Origin of the sequence: Nocardia sp. NPDC005978, from assembly GCF_040614455.1 — a bacterium.
Classification (GTDB): Bacteria; Actinomycetota; Actinomycetes; order Mycobacteriales; family Mycobacteriaceae; genus Nocardia.
Genome location: NZ_JBEXUS010000152.1, coordinates 1 through 15,163, shown reverse-complemented (window position 1 = coordinate 15,163; position 15,163 = coordinate 1). Strand labels below are relative to the sequence as shown.

Sequence of the window (15,163 nt, the reverse complement as noted above, 5' to 3'; positions counted from 1 at the left end):
CTGGGCCACCGCGGCGGGCAGCGCCTCGCCGATGGCGAGCACGCGGCGCAACGGCGCGGCCGCCCCGCCCGTCCCGGCGATGAGCAGCGCGTCCAGCATGGACGGCACGGCGTGCAGGGTGGTGACGTTCTCCCGGACCATGAGGTCCCCGAGGTAGTCCGGATCGCGGTGCCCGTCGGGGGCCGCGATGATCAGGCGACCGCCCGCGACGGCGGCGGACCAGAACTCCCAGACCGACAGGTCGAAGGTGGCGGGGGTCTTGAGCAACACGGCGTCCTGCACGCCGAGCCCGAATTCCGCCGTCTTCCACTGCAACTGGTTGGCGATGGCCGCGTGCGTGACGGTCACGCCCTTGGGCCGGCCGGTCGAGCCGGAGGTGAAGATGACGTACGCGGCGTGCTCGGGCCGCAGCGGGGCGCGCCGCTCGGCGTCCGACACCGGAGCCGCCGAGTAGCCCGCCAGCTCACCGTAGGAGTCCAGCAGATCGATGCGGACCTGCGCGGTGTCGATCGGCAGATCGTCGCCGGAGGTCAGCACCGTCACCGGATCGGCGGTGTCCAGGATGTATTCGATGCGATCGGCGGGCTGATCCGGATCGATGGGCAGGTACACCCCGCCCGCGACCGCGACCGCGTACATGGCCACGACCAGATCGACCGAACGCCGCAGGGCGAGGCCGACCCGGACCTCCGGGCCGACGCCCATGGCGATGAGGTGCCGCGCGAGGCGGTTCACCCGGCCGTCGAGCTCGCCGTAGGTGACCTCCGTGCGGGAACCCGCGCCGTCGCCCACCAGCGCGATGCGCGCGGGTGCGGCCGCCACCGTCCGCGCCAGCAGCGCGGGCAGGGTGGCCGTGGCGTCCACCGCGTGCGCGGTGTCGTTCCAGGAGCGCAGGATTCGCTTGCGCTCGGGAACGGCCAGCAGGTCGTAGTCGCCGACCGGCAGCTCCGGGGTCAGCGCCGCGATATTGAGCAGGGTGCGCAGCCTGCCCACGATCGCGGCCGCGGTGCTCTCGTCGTACAGCGCGGTCGAGTAGGTGAGCTGGGCGGTGAGCCCGTCCGGCGCGCCGTCGGCGGTGTACCGGTCCACGATCACCAGGTGCAGGTCGAACTGCGAGATGGTGGTCTCGAAATCGGCCGCGCCGATGCGCAATCCGGCCAGCTCCAGTTCCGGCGTCTCGGTGTTGTTGAACGAGAAGCCCACCTGGAACAGCGCGTGCCGGGCGGTGGAGCGGACCGGATCCAGGGCCTCCACCAGCCGCTCGAAGGGCACGTCCGCGTTCGAGAGCGCGGCCAGGTCGGCCTCGCGCACCCCGGCCAGCAGCCCGGTGAAACCGGCGCCCGTGTCGACCCGGGTGCGCAGCACCAGGGTGTTGACGAACATGCCGACCAGATCGTCGAGCGCGTCCTCGCCCCGGCCCGCGACCGGCGTGCCGACCGCGATGTCGGAGGTGCCGGACAGGCGCGCCAGCAGCAACGCCCACGCGGCGTGCATGACCATGAAAAGCGTTGCGCCATTGGCTCGCCCGAGCTTGACCAGGCGATCGTGCAGATCGGAGTCGAGATCGAACTCGACCGAGCCGCCCGCGGTGGACAGCACCGGCGGCCGGGGCCGGTCGGCGGGCAGTTCGAGCTGATCGGGCAGACCGGCCAGGGCCGCGGTCCAGAACTTCAGCTGGCGCGCCAGCAGCGAGCGCGGATCGTCCTCGGTGCCCAGGCGGGCCCGCTGCCAGATCGCGTAGTCGGCGTACTGCACGGCCAGCGGCGCCCAGCCCGGCTCCTGCCCGGACTGCCGGGCGGCGTAGGCGGTCATGACGTCCCGGGCCAGCGGGGCCATGGAGGCGCCGTCGCCCGCGATGTGGTGCACGACCACGACCAGCACGTACTCGTCCGTCGTGCCCGCGGGGGCGAACAGGCGGCCCCGAATCGGCACGGTGGTGGTGACGTCGAACCCGGCCGAGACGAATTCGGTGATGACGCCGAACAATTCGTCGGGCGCGACCGAGACAGGGGTGAGCGCGGGCAGCTCCACCTCGCCGGCGGGCTTGATGACCTGCACCGGCCCGGCGTGGGTGAGCGGGTACACCGTGCGCAGCACCTCGTGCCGCAGCACGAGATCCGCCATGGCGGCTTCGAGCGCGGGGATGTCCAGGGCGCCGGTCAGCCGAATGGCCATCGGCATGTTGTAGGCCGAGGAATCGCCGTCGAAGCGGTTCAGGAACCACATGCGCTGCTGCGAGAGCGACAGCGGGACGGGGTCGTTGCCGGTGCGGGGCACCAGCGGCGGCACCGCCCACAGCGCGACGGATTCGGCGTCCACGGTGGCGGCCAGGGCGGCAACCGTCGGATGCTCGAAGACCGTGCGCATGGCCACCTCGACCCCGAGCCGGGCCGAGAGCCGAGCCGAGAGCTTGACCGCGCTCAGTGAGTTGCCGCCGAGAGCGAAGAAGTCGTCGTCGAGGCCGACGCGCTCCGCGCCGAGCAGTTCGGCGATGGTCTCGGCCACGGCCGTTTCCACCTCGGACTCCGGTGCGCGGAAGGCCGCCGTGCGGAACACCGGCTCCGGCAGCGCCTTTCGATCCAGCTTCGCCATCGGGGTGAGCGGGATGGCGTCGATCACCATGATCACGGCCGGGACCATGTAGGAGATGAGCGAGCGGCCCGCGAAGGCGCGCAGCTCTTCCGGATCCACCACGCGTCCCGCGGCGGGCACCACGTAGGAGACCAGCGAGACGTCGCCGCTGCGGCCGGTGTGACCGATGGTGACCGCGAAGTCGACGTCCTCGTGCGCGACCAGCGCGGAGTCGATCTCGCCGAGTTCGATCCGCAGCCCGCGCACCTTGACCTGGTCGTCGGTGCGGCCCAGGTATTCGATGGTCATCTCGCCGGCGCGCGCGACCCAGCGCACCAGGTCGCCGGTGCGGTAGAGCCGGCCGCCGGGTTCGCCGTACGGGTCGGCGACGAAGCGGTCCGCGCTCAGCGCCGCGCGGCCGTGATAGCCGCGGGCCAGACCGGGTCCGCGCAGGTAGAGCTCACCGGCCGAACCGTCCGGCACCGGGCGCAGTCGCGGATCCAGCACCACCGCGGACTGGCCGTCGACCAGATCGCCGAGCACCACGCGTTCGCCGGGGCGCAGCGGGGAGCTCTGATGGCTGATGATGGTGATCTCGGTCGGGCCGTAGCCGTTGTACAGCTCGCGGGTGCCGCCCCAGCGATCGACCAGGTCCGCGCCGAAGCCCTCGCCGCCGACGATCAGGTACGGCATGCCCGCCAGGGTCTCGGGATCCAGGGTGTTGATCACCGCCGGGGTGAACACGCCGTGCGTGACGCCCTCGGATTCGATGAGTTCGCGCAGCTCCGCGCCGCCGATGATCTCCACCGGCGAGACGACCAGCGCCGCGCCGACCGGGAGCGCCATCAGCAGTTCCAGGATGTTGGCGTCGAAGCTGGGCGAGGTGCGGTGCAGCACGCGGGAATTCGCGTCGGTCGGGGAATGCGAGTGATGCACCGCGGCGATACCGATGATGCCCGCGTTGCCGACCACCACGCCCTTGGGCCGGCCCGTCGACCCGGAGGTGTAGACCATCCAGGCGGCGTTGTCGGTGTGCACCGGGCGGACCAGTTCCGCGGCGTCCAGGCGGGACCCGGACAGCGCGGCCAGATGCTCCTCGATCATCGGGTCGTCCAGCACGATCCAGGTGTCGCCCGGTAGCCGGTCGACGTACTCGCGCAGCGTGATGCCAACGGCCGCACCGGAATCGGACAGCATGAAGCCGATCCGCTCGGCCGGATAGGTGGGATCCACGGGCAGGAAGGCGGCGCCGGTCTTGGCGACCGCGAACAGCGCCACCACCGATTCCACCGAACGCGGCACCGACAGCGCCACGAATTCCTCGGCCCCGACGCCGCATTCGATGAGCAGCCGGGCCAGGCGCGAGGACCGCTCGTCCAGCTCCCGGTAGCTCACGTGCGCGCCCCGGTAGATGAGCGCGGTGGCCTCGGGATCCAGATCCACCGCCGCGTGCAGGATCTCGGCCAGGCTCCGCGGCGGCAGCGCCGCCGGGCCGCGGCGCGCCAGGATGGCGGCCTGCTCGCCCTCGGACAGCACCTCGACGCTGCCGATGGTGCGGGACGGATCCGCGGTGACCGTGCCGAGCACCCGGGCGAACCGGCGCAGCAGGTCCCGGGCGGTGGACTCGTCGTACAGATCGGTGGCGTAGACGATCTCGATCAGCAGGTTGCCGTCGGCGTCGAGTTCCTCGCCGACCGAGAAGGTCAGGTCGAACTTCGCGACGGTGTCGTCGAACTCGACCGGCTCGAGCACCAGGCCCGGGACCGCGTGCGTGCCGGAGTCCAGGTCGAGGTAGTTCAGCGTCACCGTGAACAGCGGGTGCCGGGACTGATCGGCGGTCACCCCGAGCGCGGTGACCACCTGCTCGAACGGCACGGTGGCGTGCGCGAACGCGGCCAGGTCCACCGCGCGGCTCTCGGCGAGCAGCTCGGCGAAGGTGCGGTCCCGAGCCGGATTCGTGCGCAGGGCAAGGGTATTGACGAACATGCCGACCAGGCCGTCCAGCGCCGGCTCGTCGCGCCCGACCACCGGGGTGCCGATGGCGATGTCGTCGGTGCCCGAGAGCCGGGCCAGCAGTGTGGACAGCGCCGCGTGCAGCACCATGAACGGCGTCGCGTGATGCCGCTTGGCCACCTCGCGCACGCGCTCGCCCACCCCGCCGCCGATCCGGCCGCGCACGACCGCGCCGCGGAAGGACGGCGCCGGCGGGCGCACCCGATCCACGGGCAGGGTCAGCTCGTCCGGCAGGCCGGTGAGGGTCTCGCGCCAGTACTCCAGTTCGGCCGGGCCGACCTCGTCCAGCACCTGCGAACGCCACAGCGCGTAGTCCGCGTACTGGACCGGCAGCGGCTCCCAGGCCGGCGCCGCGCCCGCGGCGCGGGACAGGTAGGCCAGGATCACGTCGCGCAGCAGCGGATCGGTGGAGGCGCCGTCGCCGGCGATGTGATGCAGCACGGCCACCAGCACGTGGCTGGAGTCCGATTCGCGCAGCAACATGGCTCGCAGCGGCAGTTCGGCGGTGACGTCGAACCCGGTGGCGGCGAACTCGTAGAACCGCTCGACCACCGAACCGGTGACCGTCTCGGCGGGCAGGTCGATGACGGTCTCGGGCGGCAGGATCACCTGGTGGCCTTCGCCGTCCGCGTCCATCGGGTAGATGGTGCGCAGCACTTCGTGCCGGGCCATGACGTCGGCCAGCGCGGCGCGCAGCGCGTCCTCGTCGAGGTCGCCGATCAGGCGCACCGCGAACGGGATGTTGTACGCGGGCGAGGCCGGGTCCAGACGGTTCAGCAGCCAGATGCGAGTCTGGGCGGCGGACAGCGGAATTCGCTCCGGGCGCTCCACCGCCAGCAGCGGCGGCAGGGTGCGACCGGCCGCGCCGGTGACGTAGCGCGCGAGCTCGGCCACGGTCGGGGCCTCGAAGACCGCGCGGACGCCGATGTCACGTCCGAAGGCGGCGTTGATCCGGGCCACCAGCCGCATGGCCAGCAGCGAGTTGCCGCCGCGATCGAAGAAATCGTCGTCCGCGCCGATGGGCGCACCGCCGACCAGTTCGCCGATCAGCCCGGCCAGCATGGACTCCGCGCCGTCCCGCGGTGCGCGGTAAGCCGTTGCGGCGGCGGTAAACTCGACCTTGGGCAGCGCCTTGCGATCGAGCTTGCCGACGCTGGTGCGCGGCATGTCCGCCAGCACCACCAGATGCGCGGGCACCATGTAGGCCGGCAGCGCGGAACGGGCGTGCGCCAGCAGCGCCTCCGCGGAGATCTCCGTGCCCGAGACGTAGCCGATCAGGCATTCGGTCCCGGCGCTGTCGCGATCGAGCAGCACCGCGGCGTTGGCGACCCCGCCGCCGGCCAGCAGCGCCGCCTCGATCTCACCGAGCTCGATGCGCTGACCGCGCAGCTTGACCTGGAAGTCGTTGCGGCCCAGGTAGACCAGGTCACCGGCCCGGTTCCAGCGCACCAGGTCGCCGGTGCGGTACATGCGAGCGCCGGGCACCCCGAACGGATCCGCGACGAAACGCTCGGAGGTCAGCCCGCCGCGGTCCTGGTAACCGCGGGCCAGCTGATCACCGGCCAGGTACAGCTCGCCGATCACGCCGGTGGGCACCGGCTGCAGGCGCGCGTCCAGCACGTAGGCCCGGGTGTTCCAGTTCGGCAGGCCGATGGCGACCTCGTAATCGGGGTCGGCGTCGGTGAATTCGTGATAGATCGCCGAGATGGCGGCCTCGGTCGGGCCGTAGGCGTTGTGCACCGCGCCGCCGACCTGCGCCCGCAGCGCGCCGAGCAGCTCGGCCGGCAGCGCCTCGCCGCCGGTGTGCAGATGCCGGAACGAGCGCAGCGCGTCGCCGTGGCCCTCGGCCACCAGCGCGGCCAGCACCGACGGCACGTGCTCGGCGATGGTGACCCCGTGCTCGCGCATCCGCGCGGCCAGATAGTCCAGATCCTGGTGCCCGCCGGGCTTCAGCAGCGCCAGCGGCGCGCCGGTCAGCGCGGGCAGGAAGCACTCCCACACCGAGACGTCGAAGGCCAGCGGCGCGCGCTGCATGATCCGGTCCGCGCCGGTCACCTGATAGCGGTGCTCGAGCCAGCGCAGCTGGTTCATGATGGCGCGGTGGCTGGTGCCGACGCCCTTGGGCTGGCCGGTCGACCCTGAGGTGAACAGCACGTACGCCAGGTTGTCCGGCCGCAGCCGGGCGACCCGCTCGCTCGGGGCGACGGGCTCGGCCGAGAACTCGGCGGTGTCCAGCGCCGCGATCGCGACCGTGGACACCCCGTACAGCTCGGGCACGGTGGCCCCGCCGACCGCGAGCACGAGCCAGGCGTCCGAGGTGGTCAGTACGTGCGCGATGCGGTCGGCCGGGTGCGCCGGATCCACCGGCACGTAGGCCGCGCCCGCGTTGACCACGGCGTAGAGCGCGACCATCATGTCCAGGCTGCGCTCGGCGGTGATGCCGACGATGTCGTCCGGGCCGATGCCCTCGCGAATCAGCCAGCGCGCCAGCCGATTCGACTTGGCGGCGAGTTCGGACCAGGTCAGGGACGCACCGTCCAGCGAGACGGCGACCGCGTCGCCGTCCGCCCGGGCCCGCAGGTCCAGCAGCTCGGCCAGGGTCTCCTCGGGCAGCTCCCGCGCGGTGGCGTTGCGATCGGACAGCAGTCCGCCGCGCTCGGCCATCGACAGCAGTCGCACCTCCCCCACCGTGACGCGCGGATCGGCGACGAGCGCGCGCAGGACCCGCTCGTACCAGGCGAGGAAGTCGGTGATGGTCTCGGAGTCGAAGAGATCGGTCGCGTAGTGCAGGTGCACGTCGATCCCGGCGGGCACGCCGTCCACGTGGTGATCGCTGAGGGTCCAGTCCTGATCGAACTGGATGGGCAGTACGCCCGCGTCCAGGCTCTTGATGCCGAGTCCGCGCAGCTGGAACTCCGGCTGGGCCAGGTTCTGCATGGTGAAGCCGACCTGGTAGATCGGCGAATGCGCTTGCGAGCGCACCGGATTCAGGGCATCCACCAGGGTTTCGAACGGCACCGCCGCGTGATCGAAGGCGGCCAGGTCGGCGTCGCGCACCTGCGCGAGCACCTCGGACAGCCGCGCCCCGGCGGGCACCGCGGTGCGCAGGGCCAGGGTGTTGACGAACATGCCGACCAGCTCGTCCAGCGCCTGATCACCGCGACCGGCGACCGGGGTGCCGACCACGATGTCCTCGGTACCCGACACCCGGGCCAGCAGCACGGCCAGCGCGGTGTGCAGCACCATGAACGGGGTCACCCGGTGCGCGGCCGCGAATTCCACCACGGCGGCGTGCAATTCGGCGTCCAGCACCGCGGTGCGCGCGTCCGCGCGGTTGGAGTGCACGGCGGGACGCGGGCGATCGGTGGGCAGGGCCAGCAGGTCCGGGGCGCCGGCGAGCTGCCGGGTCCAGAACCGCACCTGGCGCGCGAGCACCGAGTTCAGCTCCTCCGGCGAGCCGAGTGCCTCGCGCTGCCAGATGGCGTAGTCGGCGTACTGCACCGGCAGCGGCTGCCAGGTGGGACCGCTGCCCGCGCAACGGGCCACGTAGGCGTGCGCCAGATCCCGGGTCAGCGGGGCCAGCGACCAGCCGTCGGCGGCGATGTGGTGGACCACGATCAGCAGCACGTAGGTGTCGGGCTCGTCGGCCACCCGCAGCAGTCGCACGCGCAGCGGCACCTCGGCGGTGACGTCGAAGACGGTGCGCGCCAGACCTTCCGCGAGCACCGGCAGTTCGGCGGCGGTGACCTCGCGGGGTTCGAGATCCACCAGGCGGGTGCCCGCGGGCAGCACCACCTGGCGGGCGACGCCGTCCTGTTCGGGGTACAGGGTGCGCAGGGTCTCGTGCCGGTCGATCAGGTCGCCGACCGCGGCGCGCAGCGCCTCGATGTTGAGCGAACCGGTCAGGCGCAGCGCGAACGGCAGGTTGTAACCGCCGCCCGCGGTGTCGAAGCGGTTCAGGAACCACATGCGCTGCTGGGAGATCGATAGCGGCACGGTGTCCCCGCGCTGCTGCGGAACCACCGGCGGCAGTGCGGCGTTCACCTCGCCGGCGTCGGCCAGGGCGAGCAGGCGCGCGGCCAGGTCGCGCACGGTGGAGGCGTCGAAGACGGTGCTCAGCGGCACCGCGAGGCCGGTCGCCCGGGACAGCCGGGACACCAGCTGGGTGGCGATGAGCGAATTGCCGCCGCGGGCGAAGAAGTCGTCCCCCGCCCCGACCCGCTCCAGGCCGAGCAGCTCGCCCATGACCGAGGCCACGAGCAGTTCGGAATCCCCCGTGGGATCGACGAATTCGGCAGTCGCGAAGGTCGGGGCGGGCAGCGCCCGGCGATCCAGCTTGCCGTTCGCGGACAGCGGCATGGCCGCCAGCTCCACGAACACCGCGGGCACCATGTAGGCCGGTAGTCGCTCGGCCAGTTCCCCGCGTAGGGCGTCGGTGTCGACGCTCGCGCCGGGCATGGCGGGCACCAGGTAGCCGACCAGCAGCTCACCGGTGTGCTCGGCGGCGTGGACCAGCACCGCCGCCTGCGCGACGGACTCGTGCGCGGCCAGGGCGGCCTCGATCTCGCCGAGCTCGATGCGCAGACCGCGCAGCTTGACCTGGAAATCGGTGCGGCCCAGGTACTCCAGCTCGCCGTCGGCGGTCCACTTCACCAGGTCGCCGGTGCGGTACATGCGCTCGCCCGCACCGAAGGGGTTGGCCACGAAGCGATCCGCGGACAGGTCGGGACGCGAGACGTAGCCCACGGCCAGCTGCGCGCCGGCCAGGTAGAGCTCGCCGGGCACCCCCGCCGGAACCGGCGTCAGCTGCGAGTCCAGCACGTAGACACGGGTATTGAAGACCGGGCGGCCGATCGGCACGGTGCGGGTGTCGGCGTCGGTCACCCGGTGGTAGGTGACGTCGACCGCGGCCTCGGTGGGGCCGTAGAGGTTGTGCACGTCCGCACCGGTGAGGGCGCGCAGGCGCTGCGCGGGCGGAGCGGGCAGCGCCTCCCCCGACGCGAAGACCATGCGGAGTCGTTGACCTCCGCTTCGCTCCGGCGCGTTCGCGGCGCCCGAAGTCTCGTTCTTCCCTCCCTCCGCTCCTCCGCTTCGCTCCCCCGCTCCACTCAGTCCAGAACGAGACGCGCCGCGAACCTCGGGGGATCGGGCTTCCAGTTCTGTTACGTAGAGCTCGAGCATCGAGGGGACGAAGTGGGCGACCGTGATCTGCTCGTCGGCGATTGTCTCGGCCAGGTATGCGGGGTCTCGGTGGCCCTCGGGGCGGGCGATTACCAGGCGGGCGCCGATCTGCAAGGGCCAGAAGAACTCCCAGACCGACACGTCGAAGGTGGCGGGGGTCTTCTGCAGGACGGCGTCGGCGGGGGTCAGGGCGTACTCGGCCTGCATCCAGGCCAGGCGGTTCACGATGGCCGCGTGCGAGACCGCCACGCCCTTGGGGCGTCCGGTCGAGCCGGAGGTGAAGATGATGTACGCGGTGTGCGACGGGCGCAGGGCGGCGCGGCGATCGGCGTCGGTCAGCGGGGCGGTGGCGTAGCCGGCCAGGGTCACCGCGTCGGCGGTCAGCTCGTCGATGCGAATCTGGCGCACGCCCAGCGGTTCCAGATCCGCGCCGGAGGTGAGCACGCAGACGGGGGCGGCGGTGTCCACGATGTAGCGGGTGCGCTCGATCGGGTGATCCAGATCCAGCGGCACGTACGCGCCGCCGGCGGTGATCACGGCGTACATGCCGATCACCAGGTCCAGCGAGCGGCGCATGCCCAGCGCCACCGGCACATCGGGGCCCACGCCCTGCTCGACCAGGTAGCGGGCCAGCCGGTGCACACGCTCGGCGAGCTCGGCATAGGTCAGACTCTCGCCCTCGAAGGTGAGGGCGACCGCGTCGGGCGCGGTGCGCACGCGCTCCTCGAAGAGCGCGAGCAGGGTCTGCTCCGCGTCCACCTCGGCGGCGGTGGCGTTCCAGGTGTGCAGGACGCGTTCGCGTTCGGCGGCGTCGAACAGGTCGATGGCGCCGAGCCGGATCGAGGCGTCGGCGGCCACGGCCGCCAGCACGCGCTGCCAGCGGGCCAGCAGCGTCTCGATCGAGGCCGGATCGAAGAGCTCGGCGGCGAAGCGCAGAGCTCCGCCCAGGGCGCCGTCGGTGCCGTCCTCGATCACCAGTTGCAGATCGAACTTCGCGGTCGGGTCGGTCAGCGGGACCGGGCGCACGGTCAGGCCCGGCAGCTCCAGATCCACGGCGGTGTTGCCGTTGTCGCCGTAGCTGATCATGACCTGGAACAGCGGGTGCGCGCCGGTGGTGCGGTCGGTGACGAGTTCGTCGACGATCTGCTCGAACGGCAGCTCGGTGTTGGCGAACGCCGCCAGGTCGATGTCGCGGACCGCGTGCACGAACTCGGCGAAGGTGGCGGCGCCGTCCACCGGGGTGCGCAGCACCGCGGTGTTGACGAACATGCCGATGAGACCGTCCAATTCGCGTTCGCCACGACCGCCGACCGGGGTGCCGATGACGATGTCGCCGGTGCCGCTCACCCGGGCCAGGGCGGCGGCGAAGGCGGCGTGCACCACCATGAACAGGGTCACGCCCTGCTCGCGGGCGAGTGCGCGCAGACCGGTCGCGATCTCGGCGGGCACCGCGAAATCGATGGCGTCGCCGACGTTCCGGGGCTGCGCCGGGCGCGGGCGGTCGGTCGGCAGCGCGAGCCGGGCCGGGGCACCGGCCAGCGTGTCACGCCAGAACCCGAGCTGCTGATGCGCGAGATCGCCGGGGGTGTGCGCGGATCCGAGCACCTCGCGCTGCCACAGCGCGTAGTCCGCGTACTGCACCGGCAGCGGCTCCCAGCCGGGAGCCGAGCCGGTCAGCCGCGCGTGATAGGCGATCATCAGGTCGGTGACGAGCGGGCGCAGCGACAGCGCGTCCGCGGTGATGTGGTGCACGACCACCACCAGCACGTACTCGTCGGCCGCCGGGGCGTCCGCACCGTGGTCGAGCACCAGCAGCGCTATGCGCGAAGGCAATTCGGTGGTGACGTCGAACGCGGCCTGGGCCAGTGCGGTGACCGTGCCGGTCACCTCGTCCGGGCGTACCGGCACCGGGCTCAGGCTCAGGCCGACCTCGGCCGCGTCCAGCAGCTGCTGGAACGGGCCCTCGGCGTCGGCCGGGAAGCTGGTGCGCAGCGACTCGTGCCGGGCCAGGACGTCGAGCACGGCCTGCTCCAGCGCGGTGACGTCGAGCTCGCCGGTCAGGCGCAGCACCATGGGCAGGTTGTAGAGGCTGGGACCGTCCTGCTCGTTCTCCAGGCGGTTCAGGAACCACAGCCGCTGCTGGGCCGGGGACAGCGGCACCCGGTCCGGGCGCGGGCGCGCGGTCAGCGCCGGGCGCGGGGCGGCGTCGGACAGCACCGCGGCGGCCGCGGCGAAGCCCGCCACGGTGCCCGCCTCGAACAGCACCCGGACCGGAATCCGCACGCCCAGTTCGGCGCCCGCGCGAGCGGTCACCTGGGTGGCCAGCAGCGAGCTGCCGCCGAGTGCGAAGAAGTCGTCGTCCAGGCCGACCCGGGGCAGGCCGAGCACCTCGCCGAAGACCCGCGCGACCACGCGCTGGGCGGCGTCGACCGGCGCGCGGAAACGCTTGGCGGCCAGCACCGGAACCGGCAGCGCGCCCCGATCGAGCTTGCCGCTGGTGCCCATCGGGAACTCGGCGAGCTCGACCACGACGGTCGGCACCATGTAGGACGGCAGCAGGCGGGTGAGCCGCTCGCGCAGGGCCGCGGTGTCGAGTTCGCCACCCTCGGCGCGAATCACGTAGCCCGCCAAGTAATCCCCGGCGTCGCCGGTGATGAGCCGCACGGCGGCCTGCCCGACCTCGGGCTGGGTCAGCAGGGCGCTCTCGATCTCGGCCAGCTCGATGCGCTGGCCGCGGAACTTGATCTGGAAGTCGATGCGGCCCAGGTAGGCCAGCTCACCGTCGGCGGTCCACTTCACCAGATCGCCGGTGCGGTACATGCGCCCGCCCGCGGCGTGGAAGGGGTTGGCCACGAAGCGATCCGAGGTGAGGTCGGCGCGGCGGTAGTAGCCGCGCGCGAGCTGCACGCCCGCCAGGTAGAGCTCGCCGGGCACGCCGATCGGCGCGGGGCGCAGGCGCGAATCCAGCACGTACACCTGGGTGTTCCACTCGGGCTCGCCCATGGGGACCGCGGGGGTGCGCTCGTCGGCCTCGCGGTAGGTGACGGTGACCGCGGCCTCGGTCGGGCCGTACAGGTTGTGCAGGGTCGCGTCGGAGAGCGCGCGCCACGCGGTGACGGTCTCCACCGGGAAAGCCTCGCCGGCGACGAAGACGTCACGCAGCGAAGCGAGTTCGCTCGCCTCGGCGTGCGCGGTGAACACCGCGAGCATGGAGGGGACGAAGTCGGTGAGCGTGACGCCCCGGGCGGCGACGGTCTCGGCGAGGTAGCGGGCGTCGCGATGACCGTCGGGGGTTGCCAGCACCAGGACGGCGCCGACCCGCAGCGGCAGGAAGTAGCCCCACAGCGAGACGTCGAAGGTGCTCGGCGTCTTCTGCAGGTACACGTCCGAGCGCGAGATGCCGTATTCGGCCTGCATCCAGGCCATCTGGTTGGCGATGGCACGGTGGCTCACGGCCACGCCCTTGGGGGTGCCGGTGGAGCCGGAGGTGAACAGCACGTACGCGGGATGCTCGGGGTGCAGCGGCGCGCGGCGATCCCGATCGGTCAGCTTGGCCGCCGAGTGTTCCGACAGGTCGAGATCGTCCAGGCGCAGCAGCGGCGCGGCGTCGGTCTCGAAGCCGTCGGCGGCGGTGGTGAGCACCAGCGCCGGTGCGGCCGTGGTCAATACGGTGGCGATGCGCTCGGCGGGATGGCTCGGGTCGACCGGCACGTAGGCGGCTCCGGCACGCAGCACGGCGTACATGCCCACGACCAACTCCACCGAGCGCGCCATGGCCAGCACCACCAGCGACTCCGGGCCGACGCCCTGGGCCACGAGCAGCCGGGCCAGGCGGTTGGCCCGCTCGGACAGCTCCCGGTAGGTGAACGACCGCTCCCCCGAGATCAGCGCGACCGCGTCGGGGGTGCGCTGGGCCTGGGCGTCGAACCCGGCGTGCAGCAGCGTGTCCGGGACCTTGGCGCCGGTGGCGTTCCAGCTCTCCAGCACGTAGTCCAGCTCGCTGCCGTCCAGCAGCGCGATGTCGCCGACGGGGCGGTCGGCGTGGGCGACGGCGGCGCTCAGCAGGCGCACGAACTTGGCCGCGAACTCGCGCACGGACGGCTCGTCGAACAGATCCGTGGCGTAGGTGAATTCGACGCGGTAGCCCGAATCGCGTTCCACCACATTGAGGTTCAGATCGAACTTGGCGAACGCGAGTTCGAAGTCGATCAGCTCGGCGCGCATGCCGGGCAACTCGGGCGTCGTGACGCCCTGGTTCTGCATGAACAGCGCCACCTGGAACAGCGGGTGCCGGTTGCGCGCGCGCACCGGGTTGAGCACCTCGACCAGGCGCTCGAACGGCACGTCGCGATGGGAGAAGGCCCGCAGATCCCGTTCGCGGGCATGGGCGACCAGCTCGGCGAAGGAGCGGTCACCGCGCACCTCGGTGCGCAGCACCAGGGTGTTGACGAACATGCCGATCAGATCGTCCAGCGCAGCCTCGCCGCGACCGGCGACCGGGGTGCCGATGGCGATGTCGGTGGTGCCGGACAGCCGGGCCAGCAGGGCCGCCAGCGCCGCGTGCAGCACCATGAACGGGGTGGCCTGGCCGCGGGCGGCGACCGCGTCGACGGCGGCGCGGAGCTCGGCGGAGAGCTCGACCTCGAACGTCGCGCCCCGGTAGCTCGAATCGGCCGGGCGGGGCCGGTCGGCGGGCAGGTCGAGCTGAGCGGGCAGCTCCGCGAGCTCGTTCGTCCAGAAGGCGAGCTGACGAGCGGCGAGCGACTCCGGATCGGCCTCGTCGCCGAGCACCTCACGCTGCCACAGCGCGTAGTCGGCGTACTGCACGGCCAGCGGCTCCCAGACCGGGACGAAGCCGGCCTGGCGGGTGGCGTAGGCCAGCACCAGATCGCGCACCAGCGGGCCCAGGGAGAAGCCGTCGGCGGCGATGTGGTGCACGACGAGCACCAGTGCGTGATCGTCGACGCCCAGGCGCAGCAGCCGCAGCCGCAGCGGAACCCCTTCGGCCACATCGAAACCGCGCCCGGCGGCCGCGTAGACCTCCCGCGGCAGATCCTGCTCGGTCACCTCGGCGGGGATCAGGTCGAGTTCGGCGGCGGCGTCGAAGTCGGCGGCCGCGCGCACCACCTGGACCGGCCCGTCCGGGGTCTGCGGGTAGTAGGTGCGCAGGATCTCGTGCCGGGTCACCAGATCGGTGACGGCCGCGGCCAGCGCCGCGAGGTCGAGTTCACCGCGCAGCCGCAGCGCGGCCACCACGTTGTCGACCGCGGCGGCGTCGAAACCACCGGCGGCGCCCTCGGACTCGGTGTGCGCCAAGCGGTTCAGGAACCACATGCGCTGCTGTGCGGGCGAGAGCGGAATCGCCGCGGGCCGCGGGCCGGCCACCAGCGGCACGGCC

Annotated in this window: 1 protein-coding gene; it reads right to left on the bottom strand. The window is 72.3% G+C overall.

Annotation, left to right across the window (positions count from 1 at the left end; translation table 11 throughout):
- On the bottom strand, positions 1 to 15,163 hold a 15,163-nt coding region (locus ABZ319_RS37145; RefSeq protein ID WP_354991267.1), incomplete at both ends, for an amino acid adenylation domain-containing protein.